The organism is Leifsonia sp. YAF41, assembly GCF_052113185.1.
Lineage (GTDB): Bacteria > Actinomycetota > Actinomycetes > Actinomycetales > Microbacteriaceae > Cryobacterium.
The window spans coordinates 75,808-91,824 of record NZ_JBFRCS010000014.1 but is presented as its reverse complement, the minus strand read 5'-3'; the positions used below and the strand labels follow the sequence as shown (position 1 = coordinate 91,824).

Genomic DNA, 16,017 nt, shown 5'->3' with positions numbered 1-16,017 from the left:
AGGCCCTCCCCCTCTCGTGCCCACATGGTCAAGCCGACCAAGCGAAGCGAACGGCCTCCGCGATCTGGGCTGGGGATTTGTCTGCGTACTGGGTGGCTTCATGCCGACGCACGGCGACGACGCCCTCCACAATGTCCGGCCCCAGGATTCGTGCGGCGAGGGGCGAGTTCTCCAACGCCGCAAGAACCGAGAACTGCTCGGCGTTGAGTGCGACGGCGCTCTCTGCAGAATTCGTCGCTAATTCAGCCGGCAGCGGCAGATTGTTATCGATTCCGTTGACCGCGGAACCCAGTAGGGCCGCGGCGGCCAAGTAGATGTTGGCACTGGGATCGACGATCTTCAGTTCCACATTTGCGCCATGCGGGTTGCCGGTCGTGGCCGCGAGGAAACGAACTGCGGCCTCTCGATTCTCCAGTCCCCAGCCGGCCGAGGCGCCCGACCAGCGGCCGGGCTGAAGGCGTTGGGCCGAAATGACCGACCCCGCGTAGATACCCATCAGTTCATTCAGTCCGCCGATGATCCCGGCGATAGCCGAGCCGCCCTCGACGGTGAGTCCGTGCGGCCCATCGCCACCCCCGAACAGTGGCCTGTCCTGTCGCTTCAGCGACAGATGCAGATGCGCCCCATTGCCGGATCCACCCACCCAGGGCATCGGCGAGAAGGAGACCGCCATGCCGTGGCGCTCCGCCACGCTCCCGATGAGGATGCGGGTCAACACACAGCCATCCGCCATGTCAACGGGCGCAGCCGGCGCCAACGAGACCTCGAACTGGTCCTCGCCATGTTCGGCATGGATCTGTTCGGTGCCGACGCCTGCCCGTTCCAGTGTTTCCGTGAGGTCCACCAGGAAGGCACGGTGAGTGACGAAAGCATTGATGCCATAGGCGGTCCAGGACGCCTTGGGAAGCCGCTCCCCCGTCAATGTGGTGAGCACGAATTCGAGCTCGGTGCCCATCATCGGCACGAGCCCGCGCTCCGACGCGTGCTCGACCACGGCAGCGAGCCTGGCACGAGAACACAACGCTGACGGGGAACCATCCTGGTTGTAGAAGTCGGCCGGTCCCCCTGCCACGCCGTCGTCGATCGGGCGCACCTTGTCCACATCGATGCGGAATCGCAGGTCTCCGCTGACTCCAATCGAAGGAGTGAATGCGACACCGTTGTCGACACAGAACACGGGCCACGTCTGCGACGCCCCCATACCGGAGGTGACAAACGTCGATAATCGGCGGAGCGGGACGCCTTTCGCCCGAGTCACACCGGCGAAGTCGACCACTGTGCCCACGAGGAGAGAGGCCTGGACAGCCTCGCCTCCCGTCGTGACACTTTTCACTGAGCCGTTATTGCTCACAGCCGTTTCCCTTCATTGTTCTTCCACCACAGGCACACCGCGCCAGCTACGACTGTCAACGGAGTGGGGCCGGTTCATGATCAAGCCCCACCCCGGGTTCATTCAGCCCGCTGCGACCATGTCGTCGACATACGCGAGGAGCGTGCGGACCATAATTCCGGTGCCCTGCTTATGCGTGTAGCCATAGGCGCTGCCATTGTTGAAGGACGGGCCGGCAATGTCGATGTGGGCCCACGGTATCTGCTCACCCTCGGCGTTCTTGCCGACGAACTCGCGCAGAAAAACACCAGCGCTCATCATGCCGGCGTAGCGATCGCCGATGTTGGCGAGGTCGGCCACGGGCGAATCGATGGTGGCCCGCAGTTCCTCGGGGAGTGGCATCGGCCAGAGAAGCTCGCCCGCTCGGTCGGCTGCCGACTTGAGCGCACTTGTCACGCTGTCTGACCCCATGACCCCTCCGGTACGGAGGCCGAGAGCGATCAGCTGGGAGCCCGTCAGGGTGGCGACGTCGATGAGTACATCCGGCTGTTCGAGGCTGGCCGCTGCCAGGCCGTCTGCCATGACGATTCGTCCTTCGGCGTCAGTATTGAGCACTTCAACGGTCTTACCGCCGAACATCGTCAGAACATCCGACGGTCGCTGCGCGGCCCCTGAAGGCATGTTCTCGGCGATGCACAGCCAGGCCGTCACCGCAATCGGAAGGCCGAGTTCGGCAACAGCGAGCACCGTGGTGAGGATGACGGCGGCCCCCGCCATGTCGCTCTTCATATCGCCCATGCCGGCCGCCGGTTTGATGGAGATTCCACCCGTGTCGAAAGTGATGCCTTTCCCGACCAGCGCGATCTTCTTGGATGCGTCGGCGGGCGCGTACACCACTTTAACCAGGCGTGGCGGGCGCGCCGAGCCTTGTCCGACGCCCAGGATTCCGCCGAAGCCATCGTCCGCGAGCCGCTTCTCGTCCCAGACCGTGACGGTGACCGGGTGCCCCGCGGCGAGTTCATTCGCCGCATCGGCGAACGACTCCGGGTAGAGCTGGCTGGGAGGCTGGTTGACCAAGGTGCGCGTGATGTTCACCGCGCGTGCAACGAGCAACGCCCGGTCGAACACGGGTTGGATGTCGTCGTCGACGGCCGTGTAGATCAGAACCTTCTTGACCGGATCCTTGAGTCCGTCTGTGCTGGAGCGGTGCTCTGTATAGGAAAAAGCGCCCAGCGCTGCGCCTTCCGCGATGGCGGAGACGTCGCTCCGAGTCGCCGCAGGGAACGCCAAGGTAACCGAAGTCAGGCCGGCCAGCTGACGGATGGCTGACCCTGCGGCCCGACGCAGAGCCTCCTCAGCCAGGGGAGCGCCGTCCGCGACCTGGCCGACGCCCGCCAGGACGAGAACTTCTGCCCCGGTCCCGGGAATTGCCTGCAGACGGTGCACCTGGTCGGCTGCACCAGTGATTCCCAGGGACCCGAGGGAGGCTGCGATCGTTGCGGCATCCGTGGCGCTGAGCGGGTTCGCGAGCAACACCGGCCCATCCGCACCTTGGCCGATGCCGATCACGAGCGCGTCGCTGGGCGACGCATCCAGGATGTCGGCGATGACGCCAAGGCCGATTTCTGTAATCTTCACCATGGGACTCGTGCTCATTTCTCTTGCGTGACCGTCTCGGAGTGGATGGTGACTTCGCCCAGGACCTCGGGAAGTGGAGCTACGCCGAGTCCGGGACCGGTCGGGATGGCGATGCGGCCAGCATCGAGCACGAACGGTTCGGTGATGTCGACCCGGTAGAAGCGGTCGGACGCAGAGATATCGCCCGGAAGGGTGAAGCCCGGCATTCCGGCCAGAGCGGCGTTCGCGGCACGTCCCAGCCCGGTCTCGAGCATTCCCCCGCACCAGACCGCGACGCCGTTCGCCGAGGCGATGTCATGGATACGCCTGGCCTCGAGATACCCGCCGACGCGGCCGGGCTTGATGTTGATCACGGCGGCCGCGCCGAATGCGATCGCATCGGCCGCAGAGGCCGCGGAGACGATCGACTCATCGAGGCACATCGGCGTCGTCATCGCCTTGGCGAGCAACGCATGCTGCCGCAGGTCATCATCAGCGAGAGGCTGCTCGATCAGCAGGAGACCGAAGTCGTCCAGCTGCCGAAGCAACGGCGCATCCAGCAGCGTGTATGCGGCGTTTGCGTCGACCTGCAGGGGGATGTCGCCAAAACGCTCGCGCACCGCCCGCACCGGTTCGATGTCCCAGTCTGGTCGGATCTTGAGTTTGATGCGCACGTAGCCCTGATCGAGATAGTCGCCGACGGTCGCGAGCAGACTGTCGATGGAATCCGCGATGCCGACCGAGACGCCGGAAGGGACGGATGTCGTCGTGGCTCCGAAGTAGCTGGCGAATGATTTTCCGCTTGCCCGCAGCTGAGCGTCGAGCACGGCCATCTCCAGGGCTGCCTTCGCCATCCGGTGGCCCTTGATATGCCGAAGCGCGTGCCCGACGACCTCGGCCGTGAGGGCGTTGCCCGATTCCTGCCAGCGATACAGCATCGGGATCAGGTAGCGACGCAGCACCTCGCGGGCCCCGTCCACGTATTCCTCGGAATACACCGGGTCGCGAAGTGAAACGCACTCGCCCCACCCCACCACCTCTGAACCATCGACCTCGGCGGTGAGCTTCACCAGCATCGGGGTGCGCTCGGTCTGGGTCGAGAACGACGTCGTGAACGGAGCCACGAGCGGTAGCCGGATGGTGATCAACTCAACGTTGAGAATGCGCAATTTCAATTCCTTTCTATGCGGTAGAAACCGCTTCGGTCGAAGCCGACGATTTGCCAGCCGCCCGCAAGTAGCGGGATCAAAGTACCTCTGAGGGCGAGCCTCCAGCGCTCGGCGGCGGCCGGATCGGTGCGACGGAGTAGTTCCACGTCGGACGGGATCTCGACTCGGCACGCACGTGCATGCTCAGCGAGGGCAAGATCGAGCACCGGTCCGCGCTCGCCGCGGCTCAGGACCGCCGGAGGCAGGGTTCCCTCGCTGTCGGATGGCGTGGAACCGGAGTTTCGAAGGTCCCAGTTGAGCAGGAGCCGGTCGCTCGCTTGGCCACGATTGAGTTCGTCGGTCATCTCGCCGTAGAAATTGGGCAAGTACTGCGCCGGGCGTGCCCCGAGCCTTTCCAAATTGAAGAAGGCGTTTCGGGCAACCAGCGGGTCGAAGGTCCAGGTCATGGTTTCGACGCCTCGAGCCAGGCACCAAGCGCGCTGGTGGTACTTGAGCGCCTTTCCGATTCCGCTCCCGGCGCGATCCTTGGCAACCCCGGTGATGTGAGAGTGGAGCGCCAAATCTTTGGGGGCGTAGAAGAAGGCTATGCACGCGGCCACCATTTCCTCGCCGTCGAACGCACCGACCACATAGTTTCGTGCGTGGGCCAGGGCGATCAGCATGTCGGGCTTTACTTGCATCCGCATCGGCTCCAACCCCCACACGTCCGCGAGGAGTTGGGCTGCGGTCTGCATGTCGGCAGAACCGTGCAGCTCCCTGATTTCGACGTTGCTTTCCTTCGCATAGACAGCGGCGAGCTCCACGGCATCCGCCTCGATCACGATCAAGCCGTTCACCGTGTGGACTCCTCTCTAGCGAAGAGCGGGACGCCGATCTGCGGCACCGCTCTGACCAACTCTTTGGTGTACGAATCCTGTGGCGCTCCGATGACCTGGGCCGCCTGACCGCGTTCGACGATCTCGCCGTGGTTCATCACAGCGATCTCGTCACACACCCGGCTCACGACGGCAAGGTTGTGGCTGATGAACAGCACGGTCAGCGACAAGCGTCGCTGAAGATCGAGCAGTGAATTCAAGACCGTTCCCTGAACGGAGACATCGAGCGCCGAGGTGATCTCGTCCGCAAGCAGGACATCCGGTTCGGCGGCGAGCGCCCGAGCGAGGGCGACCCGCTGGCGCTGACCCCCCGAGAGGGTGCCCGGATAGGCATACGCCAGCGACGGCTCAAGTTCCACCATCGTCAGGAGCTCTCCGACGCGCGCAGCGCGGGCTGGCCGGCTCATCGCCCGGTACGTGCCCGACTCAAGGCGCTTCCGCCGCTCGGTTACATCGAGCGCCTCCCTGATCGAAACACCGATCGACATCCTCGGGTCGAGACAGGAATATGGGTCTTGGAAAACCATCTGGATGCGTTGCCRCACCCGGCCGGCACTTCCTTTCGCATGGGCGACGTCAACACCGTCAAGCAGGATGCTTCCATGGCGGGGTTCGCTCAAGCCGACAGCGGTTCTGGCGATGGTCGATTTTCCCGAACCCGACTCGCCGACGAGACCGACGATCTTCCCCGACGGGATGACCAGGTTGATACCGCGAACAGCGTCGAACGCGGTCCGACCAGTTCCGAACCGGACCCAGAGATCACGGAATTCAAGGGTGCTCATGCGACTTCCTCTGCAACCACTGTTGGAAAGACCGTTCCCTCAGGAATGGTGGCGAACGGCTCGCCCTTCTTCGTGCTCATGTTCGGCACGGCGTCGAGCAGTGCGCGGGTGTACGGGTGTTTGGCCCGGCCCGCCACGAGGTCCTCAACCGTGACGTCCTCGACGATCGACCCCCGGTACATGACCAATGCACGTGAACAAAGCCCGGTGACCACGGCGATGTCATGGCTGACGAGCAGGATCGCCGCGTTCTCCTCTGTGTTTACTGCTTTCAGGAGGCTGAGAACTCCGCGCTGCACCGTCACATCCAGGGCGGTCGTCGGCTCATCGGCGATGATCAAGGCGGGCCGGCCCATCAACCCCATCGCGATCATGGCCCGCTGACGCATTCCGCCCGAATACTCGAATGGATATTGCTTGGCTCGCCGTTCGGGGTCGGGGATCCGAACCTCGCGTAGGCGATCTATCGCCAGCGCGTTGGCCTCCTTGGCGCTCAACCCCTCGTGCAGGCGGCCGATCTCGGCGATCTGCGCGCCGACTTGCAAGGCGGGGTTGAGTGAGGTCGATGGGTCTTGGAAGACGAGCGCAAGTCGGGTGCCCAGGTGCCTCCGCAACGCGACAGAGCGGATGCGGCTGGGCACCTTTCCGTTTCTGGTGAGTTCCGCTCCATCGAAACGCACGCTCTGCGCGGAGACGTCGAGCGGTTCTTCCAACAGCGCGGCAACAGCCAGGCAGGTCAATGATTTGCCCGACCCCGACTCACCCACGAGACCGACGATTTCGCCGCGTCGGATGTCGAAGCTCACGTTGTTCACGGGGTGCTTCCAATCAGATCCGACTGGGGCCGCAACGCGTAGGCCACGTACTCGAAGCACGGTGTCACCGTCTGTGTCATCGGCATCCGTGATCACGTCCGACGTGCTGGGTTCAATTCGAGGCAGTGCCCGTGGCCTTTTGCCCAAGAGGGGTTCGATTCCGAATCCGCGTGAGAGGGTTTCCCCGAGCAGGGTGAAGACCACGCCGACGAAGATCACCGCCGCGGCCGGAGCGAGGGCCGTCGCGGGGTTGACATAAATCTTGCTGAGCCCCTCGTTGAGGAGTCGGCCCCAATCGAAGTCCGGAGCCTGTACGCCCAACCCCAGGAATGACAGACCCGCGAAAGCGACCAGTGCACTTCCGGCCGCGAGACTCGCGTTGACGATCAGTGGTTCTCGAACATTGGGGAGCACATGCCGCAGCAGGATCCGAGTCTTCGGGACACCGAGAACTCGAGCCGCCAGTACAAAGTCACGCCCAGCGATCGAGGAACTCATCGTCTGGGCCAGGCGGCCGAAAGCGGGCATCATGGCGAAGCCGATGGCCAGCACCGCGCCTTCCACCCCAGTACCCACGACGATGGAAAACAGCATGATGAGCAGAAGGGCGGGGAACGCGATGGCGAGACCGGTGGCGCTGACGACGAGTCTGGCCGCCCGGCGCGGCAGCACGATCGGCAAGAACCCGATCAGCACTCCGCCTGTCACACCAAGAATCGTCGCAACGAGCGCCATGCCGACCGACAGCCGAGCCGCCGTCAGCACGCGTGCCAGGACATCGCGCCCACCGGCATCAGTGCCGAAGAGGTGCTCTGCACTCGGCGGGGCCGAAAGCTGACTGTAGTCGGTCGCTGTCGCCTGCGCACCCCAGATTATTGGTCCGAAGACCATGCCGAATACAACGACGACCACACCGAAAACCGCGGCGATGCCGAGTGGCGTGCGAAGCACCGCGGCAAATCGGTGCGCCTGTCGCTGGCCCGACACCGGGGGTATGTCAACGGTAGCCATCAGTTCTCCTTCAATGCAGACCGCGGGTCAAGCAGAACCAGCACAACGTCAACGAGAAGCGTCACAAGTAAGACGAACAATCCGTAGACGATGATGATCCCCTGGGCCAGCGGGAAGTCCTTGTGCATGATCGAGGAAACAATCGTCATGCCCAGCCCTGGCCACGAGAAGATGGTCTCAACGAGCACCGTCCCCGCAATCAGCCCGCCCAGGACCAGCCCACCGATGGTGAGGGAAGAGGTCAGCAGATTGGGCAGAGCGTGTCGCATGTACAACCGCCAGCTCGACATTCTCTTGGCACGGGCGGTGCGAATGTAGTCCTGGTCGAGCACGAAGAGGGCTTCTGCCCGCACGATTCGAGAGATGCCGGCGATCCCGCCAAGGGCGAGCGCGAGCACAGGCAGAATGTACGAGTTCGGTCCGCTCCGCCCGGCCACGGGCAGTAGTTGAAACTGCACCGCGAACACGTAGATGAGTCCGACTCCGATCAGGAACTCGGGAATGACGGCGACGAAGCCGCTGACGGTCGTGTAGCCGAGTTCCAATCCCCGCCGGCGGCCGCCGCGCGTCAACGCGGCGGCCGCCAGACCGATGGGAATGGCAAATGTCAACATGACGATCAGTGCAAGGACAGCCAACTCAATCGTTGCCGGAAGTCGCTGGCCGATCACTTCGGTTACGGGCAGCTGCAGGCTGAACGAGTCACCCAGGTTTCCGGTCAGCAGTCCCTCCCAGAAGCGGATGTACTGCTCCCAGATCGGCAGATCCAGGCCCAGCGAGGCCCTTCGCGCGTCGACGACGGCCTGGGAGGCATGGATGCCCAGGGCCATTCGCACCGGATCGCCCGGAATTGCCCGGATGGCGAGGAATGCGACGGTGACGAGAACAGCGATCGAGGTGGCGAGCCGGGAGAGCCGGCGGAGCAGAAACGTTCTCCACAGGCCACCCCGCTTCACCTTCATATCCGGTGCGTTGGCCGGGCTGAGCACCCCCTCGGACGGGAGTGTGTGTTGCGCAGTCATTCTGAGCTACCGAAGCACGCGGTAGGCCGAACCGGGAACAATCGCATTTCCGGTGGCGTAGATCGATGTGGCGCCGTTGAAGTAGACGTTGTCCGTCGCGACTGAAATCGGGATCAGGTCGGTCTGCGCGAACAACGCCTGCTCGGATTGCTTCCACAACTCACACGCGGCCGCACCAGTTTCAAGGCTGGCTTTCCCGACCAGGTCCTCGTATTTGGCGTTCGTGATGGAGGCGAAGTTGGTTCCGTTGGGCGGCACCGGGCCGGTCAGGTAGGCCGGGAAGATGCTCGGGGTATCACTGTTGAGCGTGAGTGAAGTCACATCCCACTTGCCTGGATCCTCCGGAGCGAAATTGTTCGTGATGATGTAGTTCTGATCACCGCCGAGAAGCTTGACGTCGACTCCCAGTGATGTCCATTGCGTGGCCAGGTACTCGGCCGCAGCGTTGTCGAGGTCTGAGTCATTGATGTAGTAAAGCGAGAGCGTCAGCGGCTTACCGTTCTTCGCCAATTTGCCTGACGAGTCCTTGGTCCATCCGGCCGCGGCGAGTGTGGATTTCGCCTGTGAGACGTCGAATTCCGGCAGCGTGCCCTTGATGCTGTCGTACGTGCATCGTTTGGGCTCTACGGCAATCAGCGATGTGGCCCGCGTGCCGTTTCCGGCAGTAATGATCTTCGTGTAGGTATCGAGATCGATGGCTTCCGTCAACGCCTTGCGAACCTCGGGGTCCGACGTTGGAAGCCCGTCGAAATGATTGAACGTGATCTGTCCCGCGAGTCGGGAGGTCGGCTTCGAATCAAGCCCGGCTGCTTTCACCCGCGGCTCGTCGGGCCCGGAGATGTCTGCAATGTTGAGCCCTTTGGAGAGGAGCAGGTTGGCGGCAGTGCTCGAGTTCGTCACGATCTTGAGGACCACCGTCTCGGGCACACCCAGCGTTTCCGAGGTGGTAGCGCCGTCGGGGCCCCAGGTGTAGCCCGCGCGACGTTCCAAGGTGATGTGGTCGTTCGGAACCACTTCCTTGATGACGAAGAGTCCGGTTCCATCGCTAGCCGACGCGACGCTCTTGGGATCCGCCAACCCCGCCGAACAGAGAAGTGCCGTACTACCGATGTTCTGAAGCAGGAAGGGAGACGCCTCGGGCGTCTCGACCGTGAGCACATCGCCCTCGGCGGTCGCCTTCGCGCCACCAGGAATGACCGAGTCCTTCAAGGGCGAACCGTTGGCCGGGTCCACAATCCAGTTGAAGTTGTCAGCGGCAGTCTGAGCGGTGAATGGGGTGCCGTCGGAGCACGTCACCCCTTGCTTCAGGGTGAAATCGACCTTCGACGGCGATTCCGTCCATTTCGTGGCCAGATAGGGCTTGAGATCCCCCGTGGAAGGATCGGCGAAGAGGAGCGTGTCATACGTGTAGGAAGCCACGATCTGCGCGGCTACCAAGTCGGAAACAGCCGGGTTGAGATCGCCCGGGTCTTGACTCAAAGCAACGGTCAGCGTGCCGTCTTTGGCATAGTCTGCTTCCGAGTTTCCTGATGATGTGGGTCCGCTGCACGCGGCAAGGACGAACGTACTTCCTGCGGCGAGCGCTATCGCGGAGATCAAACGAACTTTCATGGCTGTCCACCTTGGGGTGTCGAGAATTGCAAGCCAGCTATCCCGCATCATTGCGGGTGCTCCGGTTAACAATTGCCCATGCGCCCACAGCAATCATCGTTCAAAAGACCAAGCTTGAGCCTCCAAGTTGAACTGTTGACCCAACGATCTAATGGAACAGTCGTAACTCCAACATGAGGCCGAACCGCACCTCGTGATCCTGCAGATCGATCCCGCCGATTTCTGCCAACCGGCCAAGCCGGTAGCGGAATGTGTTCTTGTGAACCTGGATTGCGTCTGCGGCAGCACGAACGTCACCGAAATTCTCCAGCCAGCTGCGGAGAGTCGCGACCAATTCGGTATTGTGCTCGACGTCGTAGCTGCCGAGCGCTTCCAACGGGCCGCTGATCGAGACCTTGTCTGCCGCGACAAGATCCGAAAGCCGCAAGATCAGCGCTGACGCATAGACATCTGCGATCGTCGCGACACGCAACTCCGCCCCCTCTCGGCCCCGCAGCACACGGAGCGCGGAATCCGCCTCAGTTCGCGAGCGATTCAGATCGGAGACATCTGATACCACCGAACCGATGCCGGCGAACAGAGTGCTCGGTGACTCGACTCGGGCGATGAACGTTCGGGCGATCTGCACCGCCTCGTCCTGCGCACTTTGGTTTGTCGCGCGCAACGGCACGACGGCATAGATGGTGCGTCCCAACAAAGACGCAACGGCCCTCGGATAGATGGGCTGGAGATATACGTTCAGGGCGCTGGCGACGCGAAGCGCCTCCGACTCCGACCGGGCGGCGTCTTCCTGCTCACTCCGCCCACCGATCGCGATCACACACGCCGCCGATTTGGAGAAATTGAGCTGATTCGCGCCCTCCCTCGCCCGGGTTCCCCCTTCGAGCAACATGCTGACGAGGCCCAGCCGAAGTCGTGCCGAGGAGTCCGCGCTGACGCGTGCTCTGAGCATCGTCAGAGCGACAACGCGTGCAGCTTCGACCATTCCTTGCTCACGCTGCTCGGTGAGCGGCTCGCGAACCACGGCCCAGATCGAGCCGAGCAATTCCGCTCCCGCCTTCACGCGCATCGCAACGCGTGGCAGCGCCGATGGTTCCGGTTTCTCCACGAACACGGGACGCTCTGAGTTGTAGATGCGCCGGAACGAGCCATTCTTGCGGTGCGCGTCGTGGAGCACCTCCGGAACCTGAAGTCCCAGGATTGTGCGCCGGCGCGGCTCGTCCGTTCCCGCCTGATCGGCCGAGAAGGCGATGACACGCGAGGAGAGATCTTCGATCGTCACGGGCGCCTGCAACAGCGCAGCCAGTGCGTTGGCGAGCTCAAAGAGGTTTGCTCCGATATCCGCTTCGGCCCCGGGGCCCGCATCGTCAGACGGGTCGATGCTCAACGCGGAAGTCAACATCGTGGCGACCTGAATCCAGGATGCTCCCCGCACCAGACCGAAGAGCACCAACCCGGTCTCCTCCACCGCTCTCGTCACTTCGTCACTCGTCGGAACGGGCTCCCGCAGCACCAGAGCGACTGCCCCTTCCGCCGCGAGCATGCGGATCTGCTCGGCGGAGTTGTCAGAACCCGAAATTCCCACGCCCAGCACTAGTGCGTCCGTTGTCACTGCTGAATGGTCAAGCGGATCGTAGAGCACCACGGATCGCACGAGCCGACTTGCCTCAAAGGTGCCGGCCTCCAGCGAGAGAAGCGTTGACCCGAGCCGTTCGACAATGCGACCCAGTGTCGGCTCTGGCGCACGGTTTGAAGATTCCCTAGACATCGGCTGCTCTCCCTTTTGCCCAAATGTACAGCCTGACCGCCATGAGATTGGTCGTCCGAACGAACAATTCGCGTTCTCGGAAAGTGATACTGGACACGTGCCAACAGCCACGTAGAGAGGTCTGACAACAAATGAAGGTCTACATTTCCGTCGACATGGAGGGCATCGCCGGGATCGCGACGCTGGATCAGATTGTGCGTGGCGGTTACGGCTATCCACGCGCCCAGGAGCTCATGACGGCGGAGACCAACGCTGCCATCGCGGGCGCGTTCGACGGCGGTGCCACCGCCGTTGTCGTCAATGACTCACACGGCACCATGGACAACTTGATCCATGAGCAGCTCGACCCTCGCGCCCGCCTCGTCTTCGGGTCGCCCAAGGCTCAGTGCATGGCCGAGGGACTCACTGCGGATTGCGACGTTGCCCTTTTCGTGGGCTACCACGCACCTGCGGGGTCCCCGGGACTGCTGGCTCACACATTTTCGAGTCATTTCACGGAGGTCCGTCTCGACGGACGCCCCGTTTCAGAAGCCGAAGTCAATGCGCTGTATGCCGCCTCCCTGGGTGTACCGGTGGGACTCGTCACCGGGGATGACGTGATCTGCGCACTCGCGCATGCCGTCATCCCCGGCGTCAGGACTGTCGAAGTCAAGGTCGCCCACGGCTGGTCCGCCACTGATTCGCTCTCGCCGAGCGCCGCACGGGAACTTGTCCGTGCGGCCGCAGCCGAAACCGTCCGCACCGCAGCGTCGCTGCCCCGCCCCGAAAATCCCACCGAACTCGTGCTCGAGATCGACATGCCGACCCCCCTGGCCGCCGAGTTGGCCCTCGGGGTGCCCGGAGTCGAGCGCACCGGCGATCGAACAATTCGGCGCCGTGCTCACAACGTGTCAGAGGTACTCGGACTGATCAGTGTCAATTACGAACTCGCCGCCAGTGCGATGCGCAACAAGATGGCGATCATCAACCGGCGGTAGCCCCCCCCGACCAACCGTTCCACATCGATCGAGGAGATCAATCACAATGACTGACTACATTTCAACCCAGCACCGGGCACCTGCCACGACCCCGCTCCTGAGCATTCTGAGTCTCGTCTCCGGAGTGCTCGGATTTCTGACTGGATTCGTCCCGGTGCTCGGACTCGCCTTCTCCGTTGTCGGGCTTGTGCTGAGTATCAAGGGACGCGCGAAGGAGCCACAGGGAAACGTTCTGGCCATTATCGGCATGACCCTGGCCGTCATCGGCCTCATCGCCGGCACGATTGTTCTGCTCGTGACGATTCTCGCGATCGCCAATGGCGCCAAGTTGACGTCGCCGTAGAGGTGGGCCATTCCACCGCCCCATGACCAACAACACCGCGACGTAAGGACTCTCGTGAAACGCTCAGATGAAGTCAATCTGGACAGCGATTATTGGCAGCAACGTCTGGACACCCTGATTGCCACGTATCAGGTGCCAGGCGCCGTTTTCGGAATCCTCCGCACTGGCGCCGACTCCGCAGGGGCGGGCGACGAGGAGCGCTGCATTGTGGCCGCCGGTCAAACCAACATCCGCACCGGCCACAGAGTGACCCCCGACACCTTGTTTCAACTCGGTTCGATCACCAAGACCTGGACCACGACCCTGGTCATGCAGTTGGTGTCTGAGGGGGTCTTGGACCTGGACGCCCCGATCCGGGATGTGCTGCCGGACTTCACACTCGCCGACGAATCCGCCGCAGCCACCATCACGATGCGGCACCTCCTCACGCACTCCAGCGGCATCGACGGCGATCTCTTCACGGACACCGGCCGCGGCGACGACTGCGTGGAAAAGTACGTGGCGACCCTGCCCACGGCCGAGCAGATCTTCAGCCCGGGACTGACCTGGTCCTATTGCAACACCGGGTTCGTGATTGCAGGACGCGTCGTCGAAGTGCTGCGAGGGATGACGTGGGACGCGGCCCTGGCAGCGTACATTCTGGCGCGCTTGGAGCTCACGGCAACGACCACCTTGCCAGAACAGACGGCGCTTCACAGTTTCGCCGTGGGACATGTGGGGGTGGGAGCGGCATGCGACGTCACCGACGTATTCCTTTTTCCGCGCAGTGTCGGGCCCGCCGGGTTGATCACAGCCTCCACGGGCGACACCCTCACCTACGCTCGCTCGTTCCTCCCCGGAGGGACAGCGTTGATGCCTGCCGAGCAGCTGTCGGAGATGCTCCGCAGTCAAGTCGGCGTCTCACATGCCACCACGTTGGCCGACGAATGGGCCCTGGGCTGGTGTCTGCAGGATTGGGGCGGAGTACCGACCATCAACCACGATGGCGCAACGCTGGGTCAGAACTCCTACCTTCGATTGTTTCCTGAGCAAGGGATCGTCTTGGCTCTGTCCACCAATGGTGGTCATGCAGACAGCCTCCATCGTGAACTGTTCACCGAGGCGGCACACCTGTTCGCAGGGGCGACAATGCCTCCGATCTTTGCCCCGGAAGCGGGCGCTGCGACGGATGTCGCAGCGGTTGCCGGAGATGGTCTCGGTGATTTCGCCGGTGCCTACGAGGCAGCCGGCCTGAGAATCGTGATCGAGCCTCGACCGGACGGCGCAGTTGGCGAGTATCAAACATGCGCTTTCGACACCAGCGAACCCGAGGCGATGAGCGCGGAGCTGACAGTCGTGAGCGCCGGAAGGTACTTCGGGGCGCTCCGTCCGGACAGCCCCGATTGGATTCGGATCAGCTTCGAGCCCACCGCAGAAAGACAACTAATGCACTTCGGTCTGAGAGCGTACCCGCAGGTCACCGAACAACGACAGGGTGCGGCGGAGTGAGCACGATCGACGAGCATCCCGCTTCTTTGCTTGCACGGTGCACTGAACGATTGCCGCTGATGCTCGCAGACCTGGAGCGCCTGGTGAACTGCGAGTCACCCTCGCACGACTTCCAGGCCGTCGCAACGAGTGCGAATGTGATCGCTGACCTCATCGAAGAACGCCTCGGCCAGCGGCCTGAAACGGTCGAAATCGGCGGATGTCAACACCTGCGTCTCAGATTCGGAACGCCTCGAGTGATCGTCCTCACGCACCACGACACGGTGTGGCCACGCGGCACACTCGCCGATATCCCCTTCTCCAATGTGGACGGCCTCATCAGGGGCCCCGGTTGTTTTGACATGAAACTCGGACTCGTCCAGGCGATCCACTCACTCGCGGTTGTGCTCGAACGCGGAGGAAGCCAGGCGCTGGACGGAGTGAATCTTCTGGTCACCGGCGACGAAGAAACGGGGTCTGCCACCTCCCGCGCCCTGATCGAGTCCGAAGCCCACGGGTGCGCAGGGGCCCTCGTGCTTGAGGCAGCCGGCGACGGTGGGGCACTGAAGATTGAGCGCAAAGGCGTTTCCAGCTATCGAGTCGCAGTTCAGGGTCGGGCGGCGCACGCTGGCCTCGAGCCGGAAAAGGGGGTGAACTCCAGCATCGAACTGGCCCACCAGATCCTGGCAATCGAAACTCTCGCCGACGCTGCCACAGGAACCACCGTTACACCCACCACCCTGAGCGCCGGAACGACCCGGAACACCGTGCCGGCGGAGGCGACAATCGACGTCGATGTCCGGGTGCGCATACGCGTCGAACAGAAACGTGTCGATGCCGCCATGCGTTCCCTCGTGCCCAAGAACCCGGCCGCGACTCTCTCCGTCAGTGGTGGGATGAACCGGCCCCCCATGGAGCGAGCGAGCGCAGTCGGCCTCTTCGATCGGGCGGAACGGATAGCGATGCGGGAGGGGCTCGGCAATCTCACCGCCGTCGCCGTCGGCGGGGCTTCAGACGGCAACTTCACTGCGGGAATCGGCGTTCCTACCCTTGACGGCCTTGGTGCTGTCGGCGGTGGCGCACATGCCCGCAGCGAACACGCTCTCGCTGAGATGGTCCCACCGAGGACGGCCCTTGTAGCCGCCCTCATCGAGGAATTGTGTGGATCCCCGCTGGCTCGACAGGAACGATGATTCGAGCTGATTCCCGCGGAATGAACGGATGCCG

The 16,017-nt window shown here is 63.1% G+C and carries 13 protein-coding genes; 4 read left to right on the top strand and 9 right to left on the bottom strand.

Annotation, left to right across the window (positions count from 1 at the left end; translation table 11 throughout):
* Window positions 1-28: 28 nt before the first annotated feature.
* The 9 genes from AB4Y63_RS16325 to AB4Y63_RS16285 all read right to left on the bottom strand — a co-directional run bounded on the left by AB4Y63_RS16325 (window position 29) and on the right by AB4Y63_RS16285 (window position 12,003).
* A complete protein-coding gene (locus tag AB4Y63_RS16325) occupies window positions 29-1,351 on the bottom strand; it encodes a glutamine synthetase family protein (protein ID WP_441792120.1) in 1,323 nt (440 codons plus the stop codon).
* A 102-nt stretch (window positions 1,352-1,453) separates the two neighbouring features.
* A complete protein-coding gene (locus AB4Y63_RS16320; RefSeq protein ID WP_441792119.1) occupies window positions 1,454-2,971 on the bottom strand; it encodes a leucyl aminopeptidase in 1,518 nt (505 codons plus the stop codon).
* Window positions 2,972-2,982: 11 nt separating this feature from the next.
* Window positions 2,983-4,116, bottom strand: coding sequence for an o-succinylbenzoate synthase (gene menC, locus AB4Y63_RS16315; RefSeq protein ID WP_441792118.1), 1,134 nt, complete (start codon window positions 4,114-4,116; stop codon window positions 2,983-2,985).
* Window positions 4,117-4,118: 2 nt separating this feature from the next.
* On the bottom strand, window positions 4,119-4,937 hold the full coding sequence (locus AB4Y63_RS16310) for a hypothetical protein (protein WP_441792150.1): 819 nt from the start codon (window positions 4,935-4,937) through the stop codon (window positions 4,119-4,121).
* 11 nt (window positions 4,938-4,948) lie between these two features.
* Window positions 4,949-5,776, bottom strand: a complete 828-nt coding sequence (locus tag AB4Y63_RS16305) for an ABC transporter ATP-binding protein (protein WP_441792117.1) — start codon at window positions 5,774-5,776, stop codon at window positions 4,949-4,951.
* Window positions 5,773-7,602: a dipeptide/oligopeptide/nickel ABC transporter permease/ATP-binding protein gene (locus tag AB4Y63_RS16300; protein WP_441792116.1), complete on the bottom strand. Its 1,830-nt coding sequence runs from the start codon at window positions 7,600-7,602 to the stop codon at window positions 5,773-5,775. Before AB4Y63_RS16300 ends, AB4Y63_RS16305 begins: the two co-directional genes overlap by 4 nt.
* Window positions 7,602-8,624, bottom strand: coding sequence for an ABC transporter permease (locus tag AB4Y63_RS16295; protein WP_441792115.1), 1,023 nt, complete (start codon window positions 8,622-8,624; stop codon window positions 7,602-7,604). Before AB4Y63_RS16295 ends, AB4Y63_RS16300 begins: the two co-directional genes overlap by 1 nt.
* Window positions 8,625-8,630: 6 nt before the next feature.
* Window positions 8,631-10,328 (bottom strand): ABC transporter substrate-binding protein, encoded by a 1,698-nt coding sequence (locus AB4Y63_RS16290; RefSeq protein ID WP_441792114.1) that lies wholly within the window; start codon window positions 10,326-10,328, stop codon window positions 8,631-8,633.
* Between the two features lie 55 nt (window positions 10,329-10,383).
* A complete protein-coding gene (locus AB4Y63_RS16285) occupies window positions 10,384-12,003 on the bottom strand; it encodes a PucR family transcriptional regulator (RefSeq protein WP_441792113.1) in 1,620 nt (539 codons plus the stop codon).
* Between the two features lie 131 nt (window positions 12,004-12,134).
* Here AB4Y63_RS16285 and AB4Y63_RS16280 point away from each other — a divergent pair, with 131 nt between their 5' ends.
* From AB4Y63_RS16280 to AB4Y63_RS16265, 4 genes are read left to right on the top strand one after another with little or no spacing between them, the layout of a single operon-like run.
* Entirely contained in the window at window positions 12,135-12,980 is an 846-nt protein-coding gene (locus AB4Y63_RS16280) for a M55 family metallopeptidase (RefSeq protein ID WP_441792112.1), read from the top strand.
* A 46-nt stretch (window positions 12,981-13,026) separates the two neighbouring features.
* The gene (locus AB4Y63_RS16275) at window positions 13,027-13,323 is read left to right on the top strand and encodes a hypothetical protein (protein ID WP_441792111.1); all 297 of its coding nucleotides are present in this window, start codon (window positions 13,027-13,029) and stop codon (window positions 13,321-13,323) included.
* Between the two features lie 54 nt (window positions 13,324-13,377).
* A complete protein-coding gene (locus tag AB4Y63_RS16270; protein ID WP_441792110.1) occupies window positions 13,378-14,811 on the top strand; it encodes a serine hydrolase domain-containing protein in 1,434 nt (477 codons plus the stop codon).
* 59 nt (window positions 14,812-14,870) lie between these two features.
* Window positions 14,871-15,983 (top strand): M20 family metallopeptidase, encoded by a 1,113-nt coding sequence (locus AB4Y63_RS16265; protein WP_441792109.1) that lies wholly within the window; start codon window positions 14,871-14,873, stop codon window positions 15,981-15,983.
* Window positions 15,984-16,017: the final 34 nt, after the last annotated feature.

Excerpts from the sequence above, each read along its gene's own strand:
- AB4Y63_RS16275 (WP_441792111.1), top strand. The coding sequence starts at position 13,027 with ATGACTGACTACATTTCAACCCAGCACCGGGCACCTGCCACGACCCCG.
- AB4Y63_RS16265 (WP_441792109.1), top strand. The coding sequence starts at position 14,871 with ATGCTCGCAGACCTGGAGCGCCTGGTGAACTGCGAGTCACCCTCGCAC.
- AB4Y63_RS16295 (WP_441792115.1), bottom strand. The coding sequence starts at position 8,624 with ATGACTGCGCAACACACACTCCCGTCCGAGGGGGTGCTCAGCCCGGCC.
- AB4Y63_RS16285 (WP_441792113.1), bottom strand. The coding sequence starts at position 12,003 with ATGTCTAGGGAATCTTCAAACCGTGCGCCAGAGCCGACACTGGGTCGC.
- AB4Y63_RS16320 (WP_441792119.1), bottom strand. The coding sequence starts at position 2,971 with ATGGTGAAGATTACAGAAATCGGCCTTGGCGTCATCGCCGACATCCTG.
- AB4Y63_RS16280 (WP_441792112.1), top strand. The coding sequence starts at position 12,135 with ATGAAGGTCTACATTTCCGTCGACATGGAGGGCATCGCCGGGATCGCG.
- AB4Y63_RS16300 (WP_441792116.1), bottom strand. The coding sequence starts at position 7,602 with ATGGCTACCGTTGACATACCCCCGGTGTCGGGCCAGCGACAGGCGCAC.